This is a genomic window from Methylobacterium platani (assembly GCF_001653715.1).
GTDB classification, from domain to species: domain Bacteria; phylum Pseudomonadota; class Alphaproteobacteria; order Rhizobiales; family Beijerinckiaceae; genus Methylobacterium; species Methylobacterium platani.
Window position 1 is genome coordinate 203,859 of record NZ_LWHQ01000017.1, and the last position, 22,886, is coordinate 226,744.

At 73.9% G+C, this 22,886-nt stretch carries 19 protein-coding genes; 13 read left to right on the top strand and 6 right to left on the bottom strand.

Translation table 11 applies throughout. From position 1 onward, the window contains the following. Positions 1-33 precede the first annotated feature (33 nt). Entirely contained in the window at positions 34-495 is a 462-nt protein-coding gene (locus tag A5481_RS10690; protein WP_064503936.1) for a MerR family transcriptional regulator, read from the bottom strand. 488 nt (positions 496-983) lie between these two features. On the opposite strand from A5481_RS10690, the gene A5481_RS10695 reads away from it, so the two are divergent. The 4 genes from A5481_RS10695 (at position 984) to A5481_RS10710 (ending at position 6,723) form a co-directional block, all read left to right on the top strand. Next, positions 984-4,367 (top strand): SEL1-like repeat protein, encoded by a 3,384-nt coding sequence (locus A5481_RS10695; protein ID WP_064503937.1) that lies wholly within the window; start codon positions 984-986, stop codon positions 4,365-4,367. 126 nt (positions 4,368-4,493) lie between these two features. Further along, positions 4,494-5,417 (top strand): sulfite exporter TauE/SafE family protein, encoded by a 924-nt coding sequence (locus A5481_RS10700; RefSeq protein WP_048436046.1) that lies wholly within the window; start codon positions 4,494-4,496, stop codon positions 5,415-5,417. Between the two features lie 107 nt (positions 5,418-5,524). Next, a complete protein-coding gene (locus A5481_RS10705; protein ID WP_082173371.1) occupies positions 5,525-6,286 on the top strand; it encodes a TIGR02186 family protein in 762 nt (253 codons plus the stop codon). Beyond that, positions 6,286-6,723, top strand: a complete 438-nt coding sequence (locus A5481_RS10710) for a DUF3429 domain-containing protein (protein WP_048436044.1) — start codon at positions 6,286-6,288, stop codon at positions 6,721-6,723. The genes A5481_RS10705 and A5481_RS10710 overlap by 1 nt, the downstream gene beginning before the upstream one ends. Before the next feature lie 10 nt (positions 6,724-6,733). Here the strand turns inward: A5481_RS10710 and A5481_RS10715 are convergent, their stop codons facing one another. The 5 genes from A5481_RS10715 to mnmA all read right to left on the bottom strand — a co-directional run bounded on the left by A5481_RS10715 (position 6,734) and on the right by mnmA (position 12,095). Continuing rightward, a complete protein-coding gene (locus A5481_RS10715; protein ID WP_048436043.1) occupies positions 6,734-7,630 on the bottom strand; it encodes a LysR substrate-binding domain-containing protein in 897 nt (298 codons plus the stop codon). Between the two features lie 93 nt (positions 7,631-7,723). Further along, positions 7,724-9,154, bottom strand: coding sequence for a sensor histidine kinase (locus tag A5481_RS10720; RefSeq protein ID WP_048436042.1), 1,431 nt, complete (start codon positions 9,152-9,154; stop codon positions 7,724-7,726). A gap of 213 nt (positions 9,155-9,367) precedes the next feature. After that, the gene (locus tag A5481_RS10725; protein ID WP_082173369.1) at positions 9,368-10,204 is read right to left on the bottom strand and encodes a TVP38/TMEM64 family protein; all 837 of its coding nucleotides are present in this window, start codon (positions 10,202-10,204) and stop codon (positions 9,368-9,370) included. Beyond that, complete coding sequence (locus A5481_RS10730; RefSeq protein WP_048436051.1) at positions 10,201-10,854, bottom strand: class I SAM-dependent methyltransferase; 654 nt, start codon at positions 10,852-10,854, stop codon at positions 10,201-10,203. Before A5481_RS10730 ends, A5481_RS10725 begins: the two co-directional genes overlap by 4 nt. A 92-nt stretch (positions 10,855-10,946) precedes the next feature. Then, positions 10,947-12,095, bottom strand: coding sequence for a tRNA 2-thiouridine(34) synthase MnmA (mnmA, locus tag A5481_RS10735; protein ID WP_048436041.1), 1,149 nt, complete (start codon positions 12,093-12,095; stop codon positions 10,947-10,949). A 292-nt stretch (positions 12,096-12,387) separates the two neighbouring features. Between mnmA and A5481_RS10740 the strand changes: the two genes are divergently transcribed. The 9 genes from A5481_RS10740 to A5481_RS10780 all read left to right on the top strand — a co-directional run bounded on the left by A5481_RS10740 (position 12,388) and on the right by A5481_RS10780 (position 22,664). Next, complete coding sequence (locus tag A5481_RS10740) at positions 12,388-13,800, top strand: flagellar hook-length control protein FliK (protein WP_156312009.1); 1,413 nt, start codon at positions 12,388-12,390, stop codon at positions 13,798-13,800. A gap of 37 nt (positions 13,801-13,837) precedes the next feature. Next, positions 13,838-14,515, top strand: coding sequence for a flagellar hook assembly protein FlgD (locus A5481_RS10745; protein WP_048436040.1), 678 nt, complete (start codon positions 13,838-13,840; stop codon positions 14,513-14,515). 112 nt (positions 14,516-14,627) lie between these two features. Then, positions 14,628-14,903 carry a CtrA inhibitor SciP gene (sciP, locus tag A5481_RS10750; protein ID WP_048436039.1) on the top strand — a complete coding sequence of 92 codons (276 nt, stop codon included), beginning with the start codon at positions 14,628-14,630 and terminating at the stop codon, positions 14,901-14,903. Positions 14,904-15,175: 272 nt separating this feature from the next. Further along, the gene (gene fliF / locus A5481_RS10755) at positions 15,176-16,834 is read left to right on the top strand and encodes a flagellar basal-body MS-ring/collar protein FliF (protein WP_048436049.1); all 1,659 of its coding nucleotides are present in this window, start codon (positions 15,176-15,178) and stop codon (positions 16,832-16,834) included. Between the two features lie 86 nt (positions 16,835-16,920). Continuing rightward, the gene (gene fliG, locus A5481_RS10760) at positions 16,921-17,970 is read left to right on the top strand and encodes a flagellar motor switch protein FliG (protein ID WP_048436038.1); all 1,050 of its coding nucleotides are present in this window, start codon (positions 16,921-16,923) and stop codon (positions 17,968-17,970) included. 61 nt (positions 17,971-18,031) lie between these two features. Continuing rightward, entirely contained in the window at positions 18,032-18,670 is a 639-nt protein-coding gene (locus A5481_RS10765; protein ID WP_048436037.1) for a FliH/SctL family protein, read from the top strand. Positions 18,671-18,719: 49 nt separating this feature from the next. Next, the gene (fliN, locus tag A5481_RS10770; RefSeq protein WP_048436036.1) at positions 18,720-19,070 is read left to right on the top strand and encodes a flagellar motor switch protein FliN; all 351 of its coding nucleotides are present in this window, start codon (positions 18,720-18,722) and stop codon (positions 19,068-19,070) included. 50 nt (positions 19,071-19,120) lie between these two features. Beyond that, entirely contained in the window at positions 19,121-20,488 is a 1,368-nt protein-coding gene (gene flbD, locus A5481_RS10775; RefSeq protein WP_048436035.1) for a sigma-54-dependent transcriptional regulator FlbD, read from the top strand. 187 nt (positions 20,489-20,675) lie between these two features. Then, on the top strand, positions 20,676-22,664 hold the full coding sequence (locus tag A5481_RS10780; protein WP_064503938.1) for a methyl-accepting chemotaxis protein: 1,989 nt from the start codon (positions 20,676-20,678) through the stop codon (positions 22,662-22,664). The last annotated feature ends 222 nt before the right edge of the window (positions 22,665-22,886 follow it).

Consider the following 22,886-nt stretch of genomic DNA (forward strand, 5'->3'; position numbering starts at 1 on the left):
CGCAGGGCGCCGCCGGGGATGTCAGGCGCCGTCTCAGGCGCTCGCGACGGTCTTGCCGTAGCCCCGCAGCGCCTCGAGCGCCCGCTCGATCTCCGCCTTCTGGTTCTCCAGATGGGTGATCTGCTCGGCGACCTGGGCCGGGGACAGCGAGAGGCTCGCGCCGGCACCGGCCTCGGCGATCTCGTCGCCGTCGACCATCGCGGCGATCTCCCGCAGGGTGAAGCCGAGCTCCTTGCCGCGTAGGATGGTGGCGAGGCGCGAGCGATCGTCCTCGGTGTAGAGGCGGGTCGTGCCGCGCCGCTGCGGATGCAGCAGGCCCTTCGCCTCGTAGAAGCGCAGCGCCCGCAGCGTCACGCCGAACTCCTCGGCGAGGTCGCCGATCGTCAACGTCGCCGGCGCCGTCGAGCGGCCGGCCGGCCGGCCGGTGCGCGAAGCGGTTCCGCCGGGCCGGGCGGACGCCCCCCTGCTGCTCTCGGTCTGCCGATCATAAGCCATGCCGTTCCCCCGTGAGACACGCACCACTGCTCGTTCCAGTGCGCCCCCGGGACGCCCTGTGACACAAAGAAGGTCAAATGACCTACCTAAGGGAAAGGTAACGTCAACTTGAGCGTGTGTTACTTACGGTAAAAAATGTGCCATTTCAAGGGATTGTAGCGGAAATCACATAACCGTTACGCGCCCGATCGGCGGTGGAAAGCACGAAAAATGCCCGTTTGGCGTGCGTCGAATCACCCAAAGGTTGTGAACAAAAATCGCCCATTATCGAGTTGCGCCCGCAACGATCGAGCGCCCGAGGCAGCCCTGTCCACCCCGTCCGCTCCGGCTTAACCGGTTGTTTACCGTGCCGATCGAAAGTGCCGGAAGGAACCTTCCAGGCTGACGTCGCTGACCAGATCTTCAGGATCGGGCAGGGCGCGGGTTTCCGTCGGTCCAGTGCCGGCGCCTGTCCGCGAGTTCCTTCGGCCCCTTGCGCAGAGCCCGCCATGAGACGGACCGCCCCTACACTCGACGCCTTCGATCCGGAGCTGCGCGACGCTGCCCGCGAGGCCGCCCGCCGCGCCGGATTGTCGGTCGACGAGTGGCTGGCCGAGGCGATCAGCGAGGGATCCGCCCGCGCCGGCGTGCGGCAGCAGACGCGCCGCGCCGCGGCGGGCGGCCGCCGCACCCGCCAGGACGCCTACCCGGCTTCGGCCTTCGCGACGCCCGAGCCCGCCGAGGACCGCCGGCCCGACCGGGGCTGGCAGCCCGAGCCGGCCCGCGGGCACCGCCCCCGTCCCGGCCGTCCCGCGGCCGCGCCCGCTCCGCTCCCGACCCCGCCGCGGGCCGAGCCCGCCGCCGACGCGCGGCTGGCCGAGGCGGTCGCGGCGATCGGCCGGCGCCTCGACGCGATCGACCGCCGCATCGGCGAGAGCCGCGAGGCGACCGACGAGGTCGTCGCCAAGGCGGTGAAGGACATCGAGACCCGCCTGGCCGAGGGCGCCCCCCGCGAGCCCACCCGGGCCGCGCGGCGTGCCCACCCGGCGCCCGACAGCCTCGCCGCCGCCGTGGCGGAGATCCGGCAGCGCCAGCAGCAGCTCGACGACGGCGGTCCCGAGGAGGAGAGCGACCTCCTGGTCGACGGCCTGCGGCGGGACCTCGCCCGGGTGATGGAGACGACCGAGGCCGCCGCCGTCGTGCTCTCGCCGGCGATCGCCGGGCTGCAGGCCGAGACCTCGCGCCTGCGCGACTCGATCGGCAGCCTCGCCACCAGCGGCGACCTCGTGACCCTCGAGCAGGCGGTGCGCACCCTCGCCGACGAGGTGCAGCGGGCCCGCGACCCGGCCGACCTCGTCGCGGTGGCCGGGCCGATCGACCTGATGCGGGTTCAAGTCGGGCGCCTCGCCGAGGACGTCGCCGCCAACGTGCATGCCCGGGTCGCCCAGGACGTCGAGCGCCTGGCCCTCCAGGTCGGCGAAGCCGGTGCCGACCGGTCCGGCCTCGCCGACCGCGACGCGGTCGCGAAGCTGTTTTCCGAGCTCGAGGAGATCCGCGCGCGGGTCGCGGCCCTCGCCGAGCCGGCCCGGGTGCAGAACCTCGCCCGCTCGGTCGACGACCTCACCGAGACCGTGACCCGGCTCGGCAACGGCATGCTCGACAGCCCGGCCCTGATGAACGAGCTGCGGCCGCTGCTCGAGGAGATCCGCCAGGGCGTGCGCGCCCCGGCGGCCGACGCCCCGGCCCTGGTGCAGGGCATCGCCGACCTCGACCGCAAGCTCGACGACCTGCGGGCCGAGCGGCGCGAGCAGCCGAGCGCGGCCGGCGACATCCTCGGCCGCATCGACGCCCTCTCGGCCAAGGTCGACCAGGTCGCGGCGGTGAACACCGTCGGCGACGTGATGGAGCGGCTCGAGCAGATCGGCGAGGCCCTGCGCCAGCCGGCGCTGCCGAGCAGCGACCTCGCCTCGATCCACGGCATGCTGCGCAGCCTCGCCGACAAGCTCGACCGGGTCGGGCAGGGGGCGGGCGGCGAGACCCTCGACGGGCTCGAGCGGCAGGTCCTGGCGCTGGCGAGCCGCATCGACACCCGCGGCAGCGATCCGGCCCTGGCGGGCCTGGAGCGCACCATGGGCGATCTCCTGGCCCAGGTCGCGCTCCTGCGCGACGACGCGCCGATCCAGGCCGCCGCGGAGCGCGCCGCCCGCACGGTCGCCGATTCGATCGGGGCCGAGCGCAAGGGCGCGGTCGCGGCCGAGGGCCTCGGCGGGCTGCAGGCGACCCTGGCCGAGATGCGGACCCAGCAGGCCGCCGCCGACAAGCGGCTCCAGGCGACGATGGAGGGCGTGCACTCCGCCCTCGAGCAGCTGGTCTCCCGGCTGACCCAGCTCGACGGCGACCGCCGGGGCGAGACGGCGCTCGCCGCCGCGCCGCCGCGCACCCCCCGCAGCCTGCGCGACAGCCTGCGCGAGACCACCGCGGCGACGCCGGAGCGCCCGGTCCGCCGCCCCGAGGCACCGCGCCCGGAGAATGCCCGCTTCGGCGCGGCGAGCCCGGCCGACGAGATGATCGAGCCCGGCGCGCTGCGCCCGCGCCACGCCGCGGGCGAGGCCGCCCCGGCCCCGGAGATGCCCGCCGGCGACATCAAGGCGAGCTTCATCGCGGCCGCCCGCCGCGCCGCCCAGGCGGCGGCGGCCGAGGCCGCCGGCACCGCCGCGCTTCCGTCCGCCGCGGCCGACCGGGCCGACGAGCCGCGCGGCAGCCTGGTCGAGCGCCTGCGGGCGACGATCGAGCGCCGGCGACGCCCGCTGCTCCTCGGCCTCGCGGCGATCGTGCTGGCGCTCGGCACGCTCCAGGCCCTGCAGGGCTCCGGCGCGCGGATGGGCGTCCCGGCGGTCACCCATGCGGCGACGGCGCCCGCCGACCCCGCCACGACCCAGGCCGTCGCCGCGCTCCCCGTCCAGAAGAGCGTGCCGCCGGCGAGCGCCCCCGCCGAGGAGGGCGGCCGGTCCGAGGCTGCCAAGCCCGAGGCTACGAAGGAGGCCACGAAGCCCGAAGCCTCCTTGCCGAAGGCGCCCGAGGCCGCCGGCGCACGCGCGCCGGATGCGGGCAAGGCGACCCTGGCATCCAAGCCCGCGGTGCCCCGGGTGACCGACATCGCCTCCCTCGGCGGCGAGCTGTCCGGCCTTCCGGCCGGCGCCGGCTCCCTGCGCCAGGCCGCCCTCGAGGGCGACGGCGCCGCGATCTACGAGCTCGCCAGCCGCGCCGTCGACGGGCGGGGCCTGCCGCGGGACGCGGCCCTCGCCGCCAAGCTGTTCGACCGCCTGGCCGGCGCCGGCTACGCCCCGGCGCAGTACCGCCTCGGCAGCCAGTACGAGAAGGGCCTCGGCCTCGTCCGCGACCAGGACAAGGCCCGGCTCTGGTACGGCCGCGCGGCGATCCAGGGCCATGTCCGGGCGATGCACAACCTCGCGGTGATGCTGGCCGAATCCGGCGCCGCCGGCGGCAAGCCCGACTACGCCTCCGCGGCGAACTGGTTCCGCAAAGCCGCCGATTACGGCGTGCGCGACAGCCAGTACAACCTCGCGGTGCTGCTCGCCCGCGGGCTCGGCATCACCCAGGACCTGCCCCAGGCCTATGGCTGGTTCGCGGCGGCCGCGGCGCAGGGCGACGACGATGCCGGCCGCAAGCGCGACGAGGTCGCGGGCAAGCTGGCGCCGAAGGATCTCGCGGCGGCCCGGACCGCCGCCGAGGCCTGGAAGCCCCGGACGCCCGACCCGGCGGTGAACGATCCGCCGCCGGCCCGCACCGAGACCGCCGCCAATCCGGGCGCGATGTCGCTGATCGGCGCGCCCCCGCCCCTCGCCGTCGGCAAGGGCACCGGCAAGGTGTAGCATCCTCCCTCCGAACAGGGCGGGCGCGGGCCGGAGACGGGGCCGCGCCCGCTTCGCGCCGCGGTTTCCCCTGCGGCGAAAACGTGGTCTAGATCGGGGGCCCGCGCCGCCCGGACCGCCCCGTCGTTGCAGATCTACCTTCCGATCGCCGAGATGCCCGTCAGCGTCCTCGTCCTCATCGGGCTCGGGGCGGCGGTAGGCTTCATCTCGGGGCTGTTCGGCATCGGCGGCGGTTTCCTGATGACGCCGATCCTGATCGTGATGGGCATCCCGCCGGCGATCGCGGTGGCGACCCAGACCGCGCCGATCGTCGCCTCCTCGGCCACCAGCGTGCTCGCCGCCCACCGGCGCAACGCCCTCGACCTGCGGCTCGGCCTCGTCCTGGTGCTGGGCGGCTTCGTCGGCACCAGCCTCGGCGTCTGGTTCTTCGCCGCGATGCGGCGGGCCGGCCAGCTCGATCTCGTCATCACGGTCGCCTACGTCACCCTGTTCACCGTCGTCGGCGGGCTGATGCTGGCCGAGTCGGTGCGCGGCTTCTGGGCCCGGCGCCGCGGCCGGGCGCGGCCGGCGCGGCTCGGCGGCGACCACGCCGCCTACATGGCCTGGCCGCTGCGGATGCGGTTTCCCCGCTCGCGCCTCTACGCCAGCGTGATCCCGATCCTCGGCCTCGCGCTGTTCGTCGGTTTCGCCGGGGCGGTGCTCGGCATCGGCGGCGGCTTCATCCTGGTCCCGGCGCTCCTCTACCTGATGCGGGTGCCCACCGGCGTGGTGGTCGGCACGTCGCAGTTCCAGATCCTCTGCACCAGCTTCGTCGCCCTGGTGCTGCACGCGGTGCAGAACCAGGCGGTCGACATCGTGCTGGCGGTGATCCTGATCGCCGGCGGGGTGTTCGGGGCGCAGTTCGGGGCGCGGGCCGGGCGCAACCTGCGCTCGGACTACTTCCGGTTCCTCCTCGCGATCCTGGTCCTGGCGGTGGGCCTGCGCTTCGCGGCCGAGCTGGTCCTGCGCCCCGAGGAGCCGTTCTCGATCGTGGTCCAGGAGGCGCGCTGATGCGCGCCGTTCCCACTCTATCGAGAGGCGCGCTGATGCGCGCCGTTCCTGCCCCATCGAGAGGCGCGCTGATGCGCGCCGTTCCCGCTCCATCGAGAGGCGCGCTGATGCGCGCCATGCTCGCCCTCCTGCTTGCCGTGCTCGCCTTCGGCCCGGCGCAGGCGGAATCCCTGGTGGTGAGCCTGTCGTTCAACCGGCTCGCCGTCACCTCGACCTATGCCGGCACCTCGGTGGCGGTGTTCGGCGCCATCGAGCGCGATGCCCAGGCGGCGGCGCGCTCCGGCGCCTACGACGTGGTGGTGACGATCCGCGGCCCGCGCCAGTCGCTCACGGTGCGCGAGAAGGAAGCGCTCGGACCGGTCTGGGTCAATCGCGACCAGCAGAAATTCGCCGAGGTGCCGAGCTTCCTCGCCGTCCTGTCGTCGCGCCCCCTGCCCGAGATCGCCGACGCGGCGACGCGCCGCCGCCTGCGCCTCGGCCTCGCGGCGATCGTCGCCGCGCCCGATCTCACCCTGGCGGCGCCGACACCGGACGATCCGTTCCGCGAGGCCCTGCTGCGCCTGCGCCGGCGCGAGCGCCTGTTCACGGAAAGCGAGGCGGGAGTGCGGTTCCTGGCGCCCGCGGTCTTCCGCGCCACCGCGCCGCTGCCGGCGACCGCGCCGGTCGGCGCCTACGACGTCGAGGTGGTGCTGCTCGCCGGCGGGGTTCCGCTCGCGCGGCACGACGCGCGCTTCGACCTCGTCAAGTCCGGCATCGAGCAGGGGATCGCGACGATCGCCCGCGACTGGTCGCTGGCCTACGGGCTTGCCGCCGGCGCGCTCGCACTCATCTCCGGCTGGCTCGCCAGCGTGATCTTCCGGAGAGACTGATGCCCCGTCCCGCGCCCTCCGCCGCCCTGATCCTCGGCGGTGCCGGCCTGATCCCGTTCCTGGGCCTGAGCGCCCTGGCGATCCTCGGCCAGACCCTGTTCGGATGGGCGCCGCGCCCGCTGCTCGCCGCCTACGGCGCGGTGATCGCGTCGTTCCTCGGCGGCCTGCGCTGGGGCGCGGCCGCGGCCTCGCCGGAGGGGCGGGGCGCCGACTACGCCGTCGCGGTCGTCCCCTCGCTCCTCGCCTGGGCGGCGTTGTCCGCGCCCCCGCCGTGGGACCTGCGGGCGCTCGGCGCCCTGATCCTCGCCTGGGGCCTCGTCGACCAGGACCTGCCCCGGCGCGGCCTGGTCCCGGCCTGGCTCGGGCGCCTGCGGCTCGCGCTGTCGGGGGTGGCCGGCCTGGCGCTGCTGGCCGCCGGGTTCCTGGGAGCGGCGTGACGTTAAGTCGTCAGGCGAGATCGTCCGGCAGCGCGATGCTCATCTCCTGCGCCAGCCAGCGGGCGAAGACCCGCAAGGGCGCACGCCGCCGGGTGGTCGCCGGGTAGACGAGGTGGTGGCCGACGTAGGTGACGTCCTGCGCCAGCCCGCGGAGGGGTGCGACGAGGCGGCCGCTGGCGATCTCGCGCTCGGCGAGCAGCGTCGATTCGAGCGCGACCCCGAGCCCGTCGGCGGCGGCCGCGATGGCGAGGAAGCTGCGGTCGAAGCGCACGCCGAGCGGCCGCGGCGCCGGCAGGCCGTTGCGGGCGAACCACAGCGGCCAGCGCACCTGCTTGTTGTCGCTCTGGATCAGCACCTCGTCGAGGAGGTCCTCGGGTGAGCGGATGCGGGCGGCGCGCGCGGGATCGCACAGCGGCATCACCGTCTCGGTGCAGAGCGGCACCGCCACCAGCCCCTCGCCCCGGGGCGGGCCGTAGACGAGGTCGGCGTCGAACTCGTCGCTGACGAAGCGGGCATAGTCCATGCCGGCGGCGAGCCGCACCTCGAAGCCCGGATGGGCGGTGAGGAACCGGGCGAGGCGCGGAGTCAGCCACTGCGCCGCGAGGCTCGGCGCGCAGTGCAGGCGCAGCAATTGCGGGCCCCGCGCCGCCACGAGGTCGAGGCCGCGATGCAACTCGTCGAAGGCGCGGCTCACATGCTCCAGCAGCGCCTCGCCGGCGGCGGTCGGCACCACGCCCTGGCCCTGGCGCTCGAACAGGGTGACGCCGAGCATCGCCTCCATCTTGCGGATCGCGTGGCTGACGGCGCTCGCCGTCAGGTTCAGCTCGGCGGCCGCGTCCTTGAAGGAGCGGCGCCGCGCCGCCGCCTCGAAGGAGCGCACGGCGGAGAGGGGGACGCGCAGGGACATGGCGCCACGATGCGGTCTCGGGTGCCGGGTTGGCAACCGCCGCGCTCACGCACGGGCAGCACGGCCTGCACGCGACGGGCCGGCGACGGATGCTCAGCGGTCGGCGAGCACGATCCGGAACCGCGCGCCGATGCCGGTCTCGTCGAGGCTCAGCGACCCGCCGTTGAGCCGCACCAGCTCGGCCGCGATGGCGAGGCCCAGGCCCGTGCCGCCGGAGCGGCCGGCGCCCTGGAACGCCTCGAACAGGTGGGCGCGGGCCCGTTCCGGCAGGCCGGGGCCGTTGTCGGAGACGAGGATCGTGACGGTGTCGCCCTGGCGCTCGGCCTCGATCGCGACCAGCGGCGTGCCCTCGCCGGCCCCGGCGAGGCCGATCGCCTGGACGGCGTTGCGCACCAGGTTGACCAGGACCCGCGACAGCTGGTCGGGATCGGCATCGACGGCGAGGCCCTCGGGCGTGCGGTCCTCGATGGTCACGGCCGAGCCCGGCGCCAGCCCGGCGAGGTCGAGGGCGTCGCGCAGGATCGGCCGCAGCGGCATCACCCGGCGCTCGGGCGCGCGCTCGGCGGCGCGGCCGTAGGCGAGCGTGCCCTCGCAGTAGCGGATCGCCCGGCCGAGCGTCGCGACGAGGCGCGGGGCGACGCGCTGCACCCCCGGATCGGCGACGTGCTCGAGCCGGTCGACGAGGAGCTGCGCGGTGGTCAGCAGGTTCCTCAGCTCGTGGTTGATCTTGCTCACCGAGAGGCCGAGATCGGCCAGGCGCCGCTTCTGGCGCAGCTCGTCCGACAGGATCGTCTCCATGCGGGCGAGCGCCGTCTCGGCGGCGCCGATCTCGTCGCTGCGCCAGGACGGGCTGATCCGCCGCGACAGGTCCTCGGGATCCTCCGCGAAGGTCGCGATGTTGCGCGCCAGCCGCCGCACCGGCCGCACGATCGAGAGCTGCAGCACCAGGAAGACGAGGCCGGCGGTGATGCCCGAGATCGCCAGGGAGGCGAGGAGGATGCGGCGCGAGAAGGCGATCATCGCCCGGCGCAGGGGGGCGGGATCGAGGATGAGCTCGACGAAGTCGACCCCGTCCATGCCGTGGCCGACGACCCGCAGGGGCAGGGGGTTCGTCTCCGTCAGGGTGCGCCAGGCGCCGCCGATGCTGTCGATCCAGCCGGCCTCGCGCAGGTCGACGGTCTCGGCCACCTCCGGCGGCATCGGCGTGAGGTTGAGGAGGCGGCGCGCGCCCCCGGCCTTGAGGGCGATGGCCTGGGCGCCGACCCCCATCAGCAGGCGCCGGGCGAGGTCGTCGGAGACCCGTTGCCGGGGCGCGGCGTCGAGCACCAGGGCGGCGACCTGGGCGGCGGCGACCCGGTCCGAGAGCCAGGAGCGCCGGTAGCTCGCGACGCTGGGAACGTAGATCAGCACCTCGGCGATGAGCACGAACACCACCGTGAGCAGCAGCAGGCGGCCGGACAGGCCGATGCGTCCGGCGAGGCGCCGGATCCCGCCCCGGCTCGCGGCGTCCTCGCCCCACTGCACGGTCTCGACGCCCTCGCTTGCCCGTCACCCCGGCCCGTCGCGGGGCCGCCTTCGGACCTTACCACGCCCGCTCGCCCGTGCCGCCCCGGCGGGCCGGCGACGCACGGGACGTTAGTCCCAGAGTGCCGCAAATCCGCTCGCAGGCCAAGGAATTGCGCGCGAGGACCCGCCGCGCGGAGCCGGATCAGCCCGGCCGGCCGCGCCGGAGGGTGATCAGCGCGGCCGCCCGCGCCAGCGCCGCCAGGCGACCGGCAGCAGCGCCAGGACCCCGAGGCCGAGCAGCGTCGCGACGAGCTGCGGCGTGACGACGGCGCGCAGCGACAGGGCGGCGTCGCAGGCGATGCCGCCGGCGACGAGGCAGGCCTCCTTCGCCGCCTGATGGGCCGCGACCACGGTCTCGACCCCCGCACCCGCCGAGGCGTAGATGAACGCCCCCGGGCTGATGCCGATCAGCGTCGCGAGCGCGAAGGTGCGCAGGCGCACGCCGAAGATCGCCGGCGCGAGGTTGGTCATCCAGAACGGGAAGACCGGCAGGAGCCGCAGCACCATCACGTACGAGAAGGCGTCGCGGCGAAAGCCTTCGGCGAGGCGGCCGAGCCGCGAGCCGGCGCGGCGCAGCAGCACCTCGCCCGCCGCGGTGCGGCCGATCGAGAACACGACGACGGCGCCGGTCGTCGCGGCGCAGATCGACACCAGGGCGCCGAGGACCGGCCCGAACAGGAAGCCGCACAGGGTCGTCATCACCACCGAGACCGGCAGCGACACGATCACCGTGCCGACATAGGCGAGGTAGGCGCAGGCATAGGCGCGCCAGAACCCGTCCGCGACCCAGGCCTTGGCGTAGGCCCGCGACGCCAGCAGCTGGTCGACGGAGAACCAGCGGGTGATGCCGCCGAACAGCAGGCCGAGGGAGACCGCCACCAGGGCGACGAGGGGCAGCAGCCGCAGCCAGCCGCGCCAGGCGGGGACCGCCACGGACTCGGGGCCGGCCTCCGGCGGGGCCGCGTCGTCGTCCCGGAGCGGAGGGTCGAGCCGGGTCAGCGCGCTCACCCGGCCTTCTGCATGCGCAGGATCTTGAAGAACCCGCCCGGGAAGGTCGGCCGCACGCCGAGGAAGCTCACGCCGCGGCTCTTCGCCCAGGTCTCGATGCGGGCGGCCTTGAAGGCCGAGCTCCAGCCGATCTTCTCGCAGAGCGGCGCCACGATCTCCTCGACCTTGGCGACGGTGCCGCGGTCCTGGCCGAAATGGTTGGCGAGCACGATCATGCCGCCGGGCCGCACCACCCGCAGGAACTCGTCCAGCGCCCCCTCCGGGTCCGGCACCAGGGTGATGAGGAACTGCGCCACCACCGCGTCGAAGGTCGCGTCGGCATAGCCGAGGCGGCAGACATCCATCACCTGCAGGCCCTTGACGTGGGAGAGCCCGCGCCGGGCCACCTTGCGGTTGGCGCGGCGGAGCATGTCCTCCGACAGGTCGACGCCGTAGAGCTCGGCGTCCTTCGGGTAGTAGCCCAGGGACAGGCCGGTGCCGACGCCGGCCTCCAGGATGCGGCGCCCGCCGACGAGCGCCGCCTCGACCGCGTCCCGCGCCGCCGGCTCGGTGAGCTTGTCGTAGACCACGTCGTAGACCGGCGCCCAGCGCGCATAGGCCTTGCGCATCAAGGCGGTGGTGGGCCCCGCCTCTCGCGGCTCGCTCAGCATGTCGGTATCGTCTCCGAGGTCGATCGTCTCGCGGGCGGTCACGCGCGCGGGTGTGCACCGCTTTCCGGCGGAAAGCTTGTTGGAAAATCGCGTCAGGCCGCGGCCCGGTGCTCGGCCTCGACCCGCCGGATCGTGCCGCCGCCCAGCACCCGCGCGCGCGGCCCGTCATCCGCATAGATGACGCAGGCCTGGCCCGGCGAAACCCCGTCCTCGGGCGTCGCGAGCGTGATTTCGGCGGCGGTCGTGTCCGGGTTCCAGGTGAGGCGGGCCGGGCGCGGCTCGCGGGTCGAGCGCACCCGCACCGCGACCGCGAGGTCGCGGGCCGCCGCGAGGGGCGCGTCGCCGAGCCAGTTCGGGTCGGCGAGGCGGATCACCGAGGTGGCGAGCGCCTCGCGCGGGCCGACCACCACCCGGGCCTCGCCGGGCTCGAGGCGCACGACGTAGAGCGGCTCGCCGGCCGCGACGTTGAGCCCGCGTCGCTGGCCGACCGTGAAGCCGATGATGCCGTCGTGGCGGCCGAGCCGCCGCCCGTCGAGATGGACGATCTCGCCCGGGCGCACCGCGTCGGGCCGCAGGCGGGCGATCACGTCCTGGTAGCGGCCTTGCGGCACGAAGCAGATGTCCTGGCTGTCGGGCTTGTCGGCGACCGACAGGCCGAAGGTCTTGGCGAGCGCCCGGGTCTCGTCCTTCGGCCGCTCGCCGAGGGGGAAGCGCAGGAGGTCGAGCTGCTCGCTCGTCGTCGCGTACAGGAAGTAGCTCTGGTCCCGGGCCGGGTCGAGGGCGCGGTGGAGCGCCCGGCCGCCGCCCGCCAGCGCCCGGCTGGCGACGTAGTGGCCGGTCGCCAGCACGTCGGCGCCGAGGTCCCGGGCGGTGCCGAGCAGGTCGCGGAACTTGATCGAGCGGTTGCACTCGACGCAGGGGATCGGCGTCTCGCCCTGCAGGTAGCTGTCGGCGAAGCGGTCGATCACCGCCTCGCGGAACCGGTCCTCGTAGTCGAGGACGTAGTGCGGGATGCCGATGGTCTCGGCGGCGCGGCGGGCATCGTGGATGTCCTGGCCGGCGCAGCAGGCGCCGCGGCGGTGCGTGGCGGCGCCGTGGTCGTAGAGCTGCAGCGTGATCCCGACCACGTCGTAGCCCTCGCGCTTCAGGAGCGCGGCGACGACGGAGGAATCGACGCCCCCGGACATCGCCACGACGACGCGGGTGTCTTCCGGGGCCTTGTGCAGATCGAGCGAGTTCATGACCGTGCGAGGGGTGTGCCGGGTGGCGCCCGGAAGACCGGCCGGGGAGCGGCTTCGGGCGCGCGGGTGAGTCTATAGCGATCCGACCCGGATTCTGCCAGGGCGGGAGGCGAGGGGCTGTGCGGCCTGTGACCGGGCCCGCACCGGGAAGTTCTTGCCGGGCCCCCGGCAGATTCCGACCGGACGGCGCCCGGCCGCCGAACGCCCCGCCGAAATCATCCATCGCGACCAACGACTTGCCGGGACGGCCGGACTGGCAGGCGGCTTGCTCTGCCGGGAGCAGGAGGTCCCGATGCAGATCAGCGGAGCGGGTGAGGGGGGACGGATGGCGGGGCGCGAGCCGGCCCGGCCGGCGAGGGCCGTCGCGCACGAGCCGTTCCGCCCGGCCTCCGAGGACGCCACACGCCCGGTCGACCGGCCGCGGGCCTTACCGCCGGCGCGATCCCGCGCCGGGACCGCCGAGACGGAGCCGGACCGGACGAGGTCCGAGGCCGCGTCGCATCGGGATCGGGCCCGCGCGGCCGACGATGCCAGGGCCTCCGCCGAGATCTCGCGCGCCAAGGCCTCCACGGCTCGGGACGACGCAACTGAGGGTCGTCTGGCCGAGGATCGTCTGGCCAACGACAGGGCCGAGGCGCGGACGTCCGCCAAGGACGAGACCGCCAAGGACGAGACCGCCAGGCGGACGATGGCGCGGGACGCCGCCGCGCGGGCGGACGAGACGCAGGCGCGCGCCCGGACCCCCGCCGCCGGCGCCAAGGCGCCCGCCGGCCCCTCCGCCGCGGCGCAGGCCGAGGCGGCCCGCACGGCGGCGGCCGCTTCCGGCGAGGACCCGGAGGTTTCCGCCGGCGACGAGACGGGGACCGAGGAGACGGAGGCCGCCGACGCCGCCCCGGCCTCGATCCTGTCGCTTCTGACCGCCCCGGTTGCGAGCGCCCCGACACGGATATCCAGCGCGCCGGCGCCGGGGACGACGTCCGGCACGGCGGCCGATGCGGTTGCCGGGCAGGCGGCGGCGCCGGCGGCGACCGGCGCCGATCCGCGGACCGCCGCGGCCCAGATCCCGACCGGGCACTTGACCGACCCCTTGGTCGACCCCTCGGCCGACCCCTCGGCCCGCGCGGCCGGCCGCCGGGACGAGACCCGGGCGGGCGCCGCGCCTGCACCCGACGGCCTCGCGGCCCCGGGCCCGTCGACCCCCGGCGCCTCGGTCCCCGGCGCTTCGGCCCCGGCCGATGCCGCGTCGGCCGCACCGGCACCGGCGGAGGGCCGTCCGGCCGTCTCGGTGCCGGCGAGCCTGAGCGCGGTACCGATCGCCATCGGGATGCGGGCGCTCGCCGGCTCGAACCGCTTCGAGATCCGCCTCGATCCCTACGAGCTCGGACGCATCGACGTCAGCCTCGACATCGACCGCCAGCACGGAGCCGTGAAGGCCCACCTCGTGGTCGACCGGCCGGAGACCCTGGCACTCCTCCAGCGCGATGCCGGCAGCCTGCAGCAGGCCCTCGCCCAGGCCGGGCTCCATCCCGGCGAGGCCGGCCTGACCTTCTCGCTGCGCGACGGCGACGGCGGCCGCGGGGCGCAGCGCGACCAGGCCGGCCGGCCGCAGGGCGCCGCCGGCCCGGCCGAGCCGGAGGCCGAGATCACGGCCTCCGCGCCCCTGCGCAACCTCGGCCAGCGCCTCGGCCTCGACCTCAGAATCTAGGAAACGCCCCGATGACGACCCGAACCCCGAGGTCCCGATGACCGCCGGCATCAGCAGCCTGACCAGCCTCTCCGGCGCGAGCGCCGGCAAGACGTCGAGCGACGCCAGCACGATCGCCGGGAACTTCAACCAGTTCCTGACGCTGCTGACCACGCAGCTGCAGAACCAGAACCCGCTCGATCCCCTCGACACCAACCAGTTCACCCAGCAGCTGGTGCAGTTCGCCTCGGTCGAGCAGCAGCTCAAGACCAACGACCAGCTCGGCAGCCTGATCACCGCCAGCAAGGCGTCGGCCGCGGCGACCGCCTCGGGGCTGATCGGCAAGACCGTCACGGCCGACGGCGCCACGACGTCGCTGGCCGACGGCAGCGCCAGCTGGACCCTGAACCCGGCCCGCGCCGCCACCAAGGCGGTCCTGAGCATCACGGATGCCAAGGGCAACGTGGTGGCCACCCAGACCAAGGCGCTGCCCGCCGGCAGCCAGAGCTTCGACTGGGACGGGCGCGCCTCGACCGGGCAGCTCGCCGCGGACGGCAAGTACACCCTGAAGGTGCAGGCCTACGACGCCACCGGGGCGAGCGTCGCCGTCGACACCAAGATCAGCGGGACGATCACCAGCGTGGACGTCACCGGCGCCGAACCGGTTCTGACCATCGGCGACCGCACCGCGGCCCTCAGCAGCGTCGAGGCGATCGGTGGCACCGGCGGCAACTGATTCGGTGGATTGCTGTGGATTACGAATCACATGCGAGGGAAATGATTCAACCAATCTTAAGCGCGGGTGCCTAGCGTCGGTCTCGACAGGTCAGTCGAGTGTAGAGCGTATCATGACCGAACCACATCGCCCGAGGGCGAAGTACGTCATCGGGCCGGATGGAAGCCCGCTGACCATCGCGGACCTTCCACCGACCGACACCCGTCGATGGGTGATCCGCCGCAAGGCGGAGGTCGTGGCCGCGGTGCGCGGCGGGCTCCTGAGCCTTGAGGAAGCGTGCCAGCGCTATACGCTGACCACCGAGGAATTCCTGAGCTGGCAGTATTCGATCGAGCAGCACGGCCTCGCCGGCCTGCGCACGACCCGGATCCAGCACTACCGGCAGTAGGCCGCATCTTGCGAAGAGTTCCCGTCGCGCCGCCTCGTCTTTCGCAGCGGACGGGACTTCGGCAGGAACCATGACGGGACGGGCGGGCGGCGCGGGGCGCCGCTCTCCGGTCGCGATTCCCGGGCCCGGGACGTCGGCGCCGCGCAGTCCGGCGCCGCGGATGTCCCGGGTCTGCGCGCGCCGATTTCCGCGCCGTTAACCAAGTCATAACCACGACCCGGCAAATTTTGCCCCGGGGCCGCTCCGGCCCCGGATGGCGGGTGCGTGACGTCGTGAAGCCGGTCCTCGATCTGGTGGCCAAACTCGGGCCCGCGCGGCTCGCCGCGATGGGGGCGGTGACCCTCGCTCTCGTCGGCTTCTTCGCCTTCGTCATCCTGCGGGTGTCGCGCCCCGAGATGGGGGTGCTCTATTCCGACCTGTCGGTGCAGGATGCCGGCGCAGTGGTGCGCGACCTCGAGACCCGGGGCATCCGCTACGAGACCAAGGGCGATACCGGCCAGACCGTGCTGGCGCCCCGCGCCGACCTCGCGCGGCTGCGGATGGACCTCGCCGCCAAGGGCCTGCCGAGCGCCGGCGGCGTCGGCTACGAGATCTTCGACAAGGGCGACGCCTTCTCGTCGACGAGCTTCGTCCAGAACGTCAATCACCTGCGGGCGCTGGAGGGCGAGCTCGCCCGCTCGATCCGGGCGATCGGCCGGGTGCAGGCGGCGCGCGTCCACCTCGTCCTGCCCGAGAAGCGGCTGTTCTCCCGCGACCGCGAGGCGCCGAGCGCCGCGATCGTCGTGCGGCTCGCCGGCGACCTCGATCCGGGCCAGGTCCGGGCGGTGCGCCACCTCGTCGCCTCGGCGGTCGAGGGCCTGAAGCCCGAGCGCATCTCGATCGTCGACGAGCGCGGCCGGCTCCTCGCCGACGGCGCCCGCGGGGCCGAGGACCAGGCGGGAATCGGCCTCGAGGAGCGCCAGACCGGCATGGAACGGCGCCTGCGCAACCAGGTCGAGGAGATCGTCGCCGGCATCGTCGGGCAGGGCCGGGCCCGGGTCCAGGTGACGGCCGAGCTCGACGCCAACCGGGTCGAGAGCCGCTCGGAGACCTTCGATCCCGAGAGCCGGGTGGTGCGCTCGACCCAGACCCGGACCGAGAGCTCCCAGTCGCAGAGCAACGAGAGCGGCGTGACCGTGGGCAACGAGCTGCCCGGCGCCAACCAGGGCCAGCAGGCGCAAGGCCCGCGCGAGGCCTCGAACAAGAACGAGGAGACGACGAACTACGAGATCTCCCGGGTCACGCGGACCGAGGTGAACGAGGGCGGCCGGATCAAGCGCCTGTCGGTCGCGGTCCTGATCGACGGCACCTACGCGGCGGGCCCGGACGGCAAGGCGGCCTACGCGCCGCGGCCGGCGGCCGAGCTCGAGCGCATCACCGCGCTGGTGCGCACGGCGGTGGGCTACGACAAGGCCCGCGGCGACCAGGTCGAGGTGGTGAACCTGCGCTTCGCCGAGACCCCGGCCGTGCCGGAGCTGCAGGAGCCCGGCCTCCTCGCCTCGTTCCTGCAGCCGACCAAGGAGGACGTGCTGCGCATCGCCGAGATGACGGTGCTCTTCCTCCTCGGGATCGTGGTGCTGATGACCGTGGTGCGCCCGCTCGTCGCCCGGGTCGTCGCCGCCGACCCGCAGACGCTGGCGCTCGGGTCGGTCACGGTCCTCAAGGACGGCAGCGGCCTCGTGATGGCGGTCGAGGGCGCCTCCGGCGGCGCGGCCGGATCGCCGGCCCTGACCGAGATGGTGATCCCCGAGAGCCAGGCCGGGCGTCTCGTCGAGTTCGCCAAGATCAACGGCAAGGTCCAGGCCCAGACGATCGAGCGCGTCGTCGACATCGTGAAGACCAACCCGACCGAGACCGTCGAGGTGCTGCGCACCTGGATCAACGACCGCTGACCGCCCGGGGCCCGGCCGGCCGCCGGCCCCGAGGTGCCCCCCACTTGATCCGCCCCTTTCGACCTCGCCGAGGATGAGCCGACCCCATGGCCGCGACCACGATGCCGCTTGCTCGCCCGACCGCCGGGGCCGCCGGCTACGCCGAGATGCCCGGCACGCAGCGCGCCGCCGCCCTGCTGCTGCTGCTCGGCGAGGAGGACGGCGCGCCGGTCTGGCGGATGCTGGAGGAGGAGGAGATCAAGAAGGTCTCCCACGCCATGGTGCAGCTCGGCTCGCTCGAGGCCGACGTCGTCGAGCACCTGATCATCGACTTCGTGTCGCGGCTCTCGGCGAGCGGCGGCATCACCTCGAGCTTCGAGCGCACCGAGTCGCTGCTCCTCAAGATCTTCCCGCCCGAGCAGGTCGCGGTGATCATGGCGGAGGTGAAGGGCGCCTCGGGCCGCCGGGTCTGGGCCAGCCTGACCCAGATCGACCCCGAGATCCTGGCCTCGTTCCTGCGCAACGAGTACCCGCAGACCGTCGCGGTGATCCTGTCGCGGGTGCGCTCGGACTACGCCGCCCGGGTGCTGACGATCCTGCCGGAGGACTTCGCCATCGACGTCCTCAACCGCATGCTGCGGATGGAGACGGTGCAGAAGGAGGCCCTGCGCCACATCGAGGAGATCCTGCGGGTCGAGTTCGTCTCGACCATCGCCCAGACCACCCGGCGCGACGCCCACGAGCTCCTCGCCGACGTGTTCAACGCCTTCGACCGCCAGACCGAGATCCGGTTCCTGACCGCCCTCGACCAGGCCAATCGCGGCTCGGCGAAGAAGATCCGCCAGCTGATGTTCACCTTCGACGACCTGATGAAGCTCGACGCCGGCAGCGTCCAGACCCTGATGCGCAGCGTCGACCGCGACGTGCTGGCCCGGGCGCTCAAGGGCGCGTCCGATCCGGTCCGGGCGTTCTTCTTCGCCAACATGTCGAGCCGGGCGGCCAAGAACATGCAGGACGAGATGGGTTCGCTCGGGCCGATCCGGCTCAAGGAGGTCGACGAGGCCCAGTCGAAGATGACCGACCTCGCCAAGGACCTGGCCGAGAAGGGCGAGATCATGATCGCCAAGAACAGCGCCGAAGAGGAGCTGGTCTATTGATGCCCGCCCACCCGACGATCGGCACCGGCGCGGGACGACGCGCCGCCGGAGGACCCGCCTGATGGCCCAGATCCGGCGCTTCCTGTTCGACACCGATTTCCGCCACCCCGACGGCAAGCCCGCCCGCGAGGAGCCGGCTGGCACCCCCGAGGCGGCGGCTCAGGCCGAGGCCGAGGCGGCGGCCCGGGCCGCCGCCCTGGCGCAGGCCGAGGCCGAGGCCTATGCCCGCGGCCTGCAGGAGGGCCGCGCCCAGGCCGAGGCCCAGGTGCAGGCGCGCCTCGCCGACGCCCTCAACCGGGTCGCGGCCGCCGCCGCCGGCATGATCGGCGCGGCGGATACCCGCGACGCCGAATGCGAGGCCCAGGCCCTCGACTTCGCCGTGGCGCTCGGGCGCAAGATCGCCGGGGCCGCCCTCGACAGCCAGCCGGTCGCGGCGATCGCGGAGGCCGCGGGGCGGGCGCTGCAGCACCTGCGCGGCGTGCCGCACCTGGCGATCCGGGTCCACGACGCCCTCGTCGACGAGACCGAGGCCCGCGTGGCGCGGCTCGCCCGCGAACGGGGCTACGAGGGCCGGCTGATCGTGCTGGGCGATCCCGGCCTGGCCCCCGGCGACGCCCGCATCGAGTGGGCCGACGGCGGCGTGGTGCGCGAGCGCGCCGCGATCGAGGCCGCGGCGCTCTCCGCCCTCGCGCCCGCCTGACCCGCTCCTCCCTTCCTCACCGTACGACCGCCCCCCACGAGGTGCCCCGATGACCTCCGACAACGATCTCGGCCTGCCGCAGCTCAGCGAGGCGGACCTCGCCTTCGACACCGCCTCGGTCGGCACGATGCGCGACACCCCCGTCGCCGCCAAGTCGGCGGCCGATCTCGAGCAGGTCTTCGACGTGCCGGTGATGGTCTCGGCGGTGCTCGGCTCGTCGCGGATGCCGATCGGCGACCTCCTGCGCCTCGGCCCCGGCACGGTGCTCGAGCTCGACCGCAAGGTCGGCGAGGCGATCGACATCTTCGTCAACAACCGCCTCGTCGCCCGCGGCGAGGTGGTGCTGGTGGAGGAGCGCCTCGGCGTGACGATGACCGAGATCGTCAAGGCCGACGGCTGAACAGCGCTCCGCGCCGCCCCTCCCATTCCCGACGCCCCGGAGTGCCCGCCATGCGGCTCTTGATCATCGGACGCCTGAACGGCGAACTCGTCACCGCCTCCCGGATCGCGATGAGCCGCGGCGCCGCCGTGACCCAGGCCGACGGGATTGAGCAGGGCCTCAACGTGCTGCGGATCAAGGGCGCCGACCTCATCATGGTCGACGTCTCGCTGCCGATCCGCACGCTGGTGGCGGCGCTCGCCGACGAGCGCATCCGCACCCCGGTGGTGGCCTGCGGCACCGGCACCGACGCCAAGGCGGCGGTGGCGGCGATCCAGGCCGGCGCCAAGGAATACATCCCGCTGCCGCCCGATCCCGAGCTGATCGCCGCGGTGCTCGAGGCGGTGGTGGCGGATGCCCGGGCCTTCGTATGGCGCGACCCCGCGATGGAGCGGGTGGTCAAGCTCGCCGAGCAGGTGGCACGCTCCGATGCCTCGGTGCTGATCACCGGCGAGAGCGGCACCGGCAAGGAGGTGCTGGCGCGCCACGTCCATCTCCGCTCCAACCGGGCGCAGAAGCCCTTCGTCAGCGTGAACTGCGCGGCGATCCCCGACGCGCTGCTCGAATCCGAGCTGTTCGGCCACGAGAAGGGCGCCTTCACCGGCGCGGTGGCCCGGCGCATCGGCCGGTTCGAGGAGGCCAACGGCGGCACGCTCCTCCTCGACGAGATCTCCGAGATGGACGTCCGGCTCCAGGCCAAGCTGCTGCGGGCGCTGCAGGAGCGGGTCATCGACCGGGTCGGCGGGACCCAGCCGGTCAAGGTCGACATCCGGGTGCTCGCCACCTCGAACCGCAACCTCGCCGAGGAGGCGCGGAAAGGGACGTTCCGGGAGGACCTGCTCTACCGCCTCAACGTCGTGAACCTGCGCCTGCCTCCCTTGCGCGACCGCCCGGCGGACATCCTGGAGCTCGCCGGCCACTTCGCCCGCAAGTACGCCGAGGCGAACGGTCTCGCCGCTCGGCCGCTCTCGGCCGAGGCGCGGCGCCTCGTCACCCAGAGCCCGTGGCCGGGCAACGTGCGCGAGCTGGAGAACACCCTGCACCGCGCGGTGCTGCTGGCGAGCGGGCCGGAGATCGACGCCGACGCGATCCGCTCGCCGGAGGGCGACGCGCTCGGCGCCGGCACCGCCGGCGCCGCCGCCCGGGCGGTCCAGGCCGCCGAGGCGGCGACGCGGGGCTTCGTCGGCCGCTCCCTGGCGGAGGTCGAGCGCGACCTGATCCTCGACACGCTCGACCACTGCCTCGGCAACCGCACCCACGCCGCCAAGATCCTGGGGATCTCGATCCGCACCCTGCGCAACAAGCTCAACGAGTATACCGGCGCCGGCATCCCGGTGGCCGAGCCCGGCCACACGCGGGCCCTTGCGGCCTACGGCTGACGGCGCGGCCCCTGGAAAGCAGGATCTCGACGGCCTCGTGCATAGTCGCGCCCTGCACGCCGGTAGGATTGTCGTCCTTTGTCCCGTTCATGCGCGAGGACAAAAAAGCGTTCTTTTTTAAGAGTGCCTTAGCGGAAACCGCCCATCATCTCCGCGAGAATGAGCCTTCAGCGGGGCGGCGGAACCGATGCGGACGTGGATCAAGGGCGGGCGCCTGGCGCGTCTGTCGATCAAGGCGAGGATCTTGGCCGGTTTCGGCGTCGTGCTGGCGACGACCGTCGGCGTGGCGGTCTCGGGCTACCTGCTGGTGACGCAGGTCAAGTCGGACTTTGCCGATTACCAGCAGAACCGCGCCAAGATCGAGCATCTCCGCTCCGTCGACATGGCGATGATGCAGACGCGCTTCGAGCTGAGCCGGTGGCTGCAGCGCTTCGATCCGGCGGCGCTCAAGGTCGCGCGCGAGTATCTCGACAAGTCCCTCGCCCTGATCGCCCGCGGCGAGGCCGTCGGGCTCTCGGACGACGAGCGCGCGGCGAGCACCCGGATCGGCGAGGCCCTGCGCCGCTACGGCGACGAGTACGCCATCCTGGCCCGGATCAAGGACGAGGAGACCGCGCTTCTCGGCCGCGAGTTCGACCAGGCCGGCGAGCAGATCGCCGCGGGCCTGTCGCAGCGGCGCATCGGCGCCTTCGAGACCGGCGACCTCGACCAGGCCCGGATGCTGAACGCCGCCGCCGACGCGGTCCAGTCCGCCCGCGAGCAGGCGGTGCAGTTCAAGGCGACGGCGGACGCCAAGTACGCGGCGGCGGCCGGCCACGCGGCGGCGGCGGCGCAGGCCAAGCTGCAGGCCAATGCCGACCTCGCGACGAAGATGGCCGCCTGGCGCGGCGCGCTCGAGCGCGCCTCGGCCCTCGCGGCCGAGTGGGGCAAGCACCTGAAGCTCTCCCGCACCGCCCGGGACGAATCGATGAAGGCCTCCGAGGCCCTGCTCGCCGGGGTCACCCGCGACGGGCTGGAAGCCGAGGAGGACTTCGCCCGCAGCGTCGCCCACGGCACGATGACCTTCCTCGCCAAGGCCTGCGGCATCGTGCTCCTCGGGATCCTGATCTCCCTGCGGCTCGCCGGGTCGATCGTCGGGCCGCTGCAGCGCCTGTCCGGCGCCCTGGCGGCGCTCGGCAGCGGCGCCCGGTCGATCGCGGTCCCGGATACCGAGCGGGCCGACGAGATCGGCGCGATGGCCCGCACCGTGGCCCTGTTCCGCGACGGGCTGATCGAATCCGAGCAGCGCGACGCGATCCAGCGCCGCGACACCGACGCGAAGGTGGACCGGGCGCGCCAGCTCGAGGCGCTGACCCGGGGCTTCGAGGGCAAGGTGTCGACCCTGATCGCGCGGCTCACTGCGGCGGCCGGGCAGATGGAGGGGGCGGCCCACACCATGTCCCGGTCGGCCGCAGAGGCCTCGAGCCTGTCGGCGGGCGTGGCCGAGGCGGCGAGCCAGACCTCGGCCAATGTCGGCGGCGTCGCGAGCGCGACGGAGGAGCTCTCGGCCAGCATCGGCGAGATCGTGCAGCAGGTCGCCCATTCCTCGGTCATCGCCGGCCGCGCCGACGCCGAGGCCCTGCGCACCGAGGCGACGATCCGGGCGCTGGCGGCGGGCGCGCAGCAGATCGGCGACGTCGTCCAGCTCATCACCGGCATCGCCGGCCGGACCAACCTGCTGGCGCTCAACGCCACGATCGAGGCGGCGCGGGCCGGCGAGGCGGGGCGCGGCTTCGCCGTGGTGGCCGCCGAGGTCAAGGATCTCGCCACCCGCACCGCGCAGGCGACCGACCAGATCGCCGGCCAGGTCGGCGGCATCCAGGCGCAGACCGCCCAGGCGGTGCAGGCGATCGAGGCGATCGTCGGCACGATCCGCGACATGAACGCCATCGCCACCGGCGTCGCGACCGCGATGGAGCGCCAGGGCGTCGCCACCGGAGAAATCGCCCGCAACGTCCAGCACGCCGCCCGCAGCACCCAGGTGGTCTCGGGCCACATCGACGCGGTGCAGCAGGGCGCCGACCGCACCGGCGACACCGCTGGCCAGGTGCTGCACGCCGCCCAGGACCTCGCCCACCAGGCCGCGACCCTGCAGCGCGAGATCGGCGGCTTCGTCGCCCAGATCAAGGCGGCCTAGGGCGCCGCGGCCGGCCGTCCGGCGGGGAGCATGACGGGGAGGACTCCCGGGGCGCCCAGTGCGTCTTCCGACGAAGCGGGTGCCGGTTCGTCAGAACAAGGTGGAAAAAATCAAGGCTCTGCAACCGGTCCCGATGGCGGGGCCACGGTCCACGACACGATCTCCGTCGCCCAGCGGTCGGCCTCGCGGCCCATCGTTGGCCGACCCCCTTTCCCGGACGAC

Bases quoted from the DNA above. Each gene is read 5' to 3' on its own strand.
- A5481_RS10690 (WP_064503936.1), bottom strand. From the start codon at position 495: ATGGCTTATGATCGGCAGACCGAGAGCAGCAGGGGGGCGTCCGCCCGG.
- A5481_RS10730 (WP_048436051.1), bottom strand. From the start codon at position 10,854: ATGCTGAGCGAGCCGCGAGAGGCGGGGCCCACCACCGCCTTGATGCGC.
- A5481_RS10695 (WP_064503937.1), top strand. From the start codon at position 984: ATGAGACGGACCGCCCCTACACTCGACGCCTTCGATCCGGAGCTGCGC.
- A5481_RS10710 (WP_048436044.1), top strand. From the start codon at position 6,286: ATGCCCCGTCCCGCGCCCTCCGCCGCCCTGATCCTCGGCGGTGCCGGC.
- sciP (WP_048436039.1), top strand. From the start codon at position 14,628: ATGACCGAACCACATCGCCCGAGGGCGAAGTACGTCATCGGGCCGGAT.
- A5481_RS10715 (WP_048436043.1), bottom strand. From the start codon at position 7,630: ATGTCCCTGCGCGTCCCCCTCTCCGCCGTGCGCTCCTTCGAGGCGGCG.
- fliG (WP_048436038.1), top strand. From the start codon at position 16,921: ATGGCCGCGACCACGATGCCGCTTGCTCGCCCGACCGCCGGGGCCGCC.
- A5481_RS10765 (WP_048436037.1), top strand. From the start codon at position 18,032: ATGGCCCAGATCCGGCGCTTCCTGTTCGACACCGATTTCCGCCACCCC.
- A5481_RS10740 (WP_156312009.1), top strand. From the start codon at position 12,388: ATGCAGATCAGCGGAGCGGGTGAGGGGGGACGGATGGCGGGGCGCGAG.
- A5481_RS10745 (WP_048436040.1), top strand. From the start codon at position 13,838: ATGACCGCCGGCATCAGCAGCCTGACCAGCCTCTCCGGCGCGAGCGCC.
- A5481_RS10780 (WP_064503938.1), top strand. From the start codon at position 20,676: ATGCGGACGTGGATCAAGGGCGGGCGCCTGGCGCGTCTGTCGATCAAG.
- mnmA (WP_048436041.1), bottom strand. From the start codon at position 12,095: ATGAACTCGCTCGATCTGCACAAGGCCCCGGAAGACACCCGCGTCGTC.
- flbD (WP_048436035.1), top strand. From the start codon at position 19,121: ATGCGGCTCTTGATCATCGGACGCCTGAACGGCGAACTCGTCACCGCC.
- fliN (WP_048436036.1), top strand. From the start codon at position 18,720: ATGACCTCCGACAACGATCTCGGCCTGCCGCAGCTCAGCGAGGCGGAC.
- A5481_RS10705 (WP_082173371.1), top strand. From the start codon at position 5,525: ATGCGCGCCATGCTCGCCCTCCTGCTTGCCGTGCTCGCCTTCGGCCCG.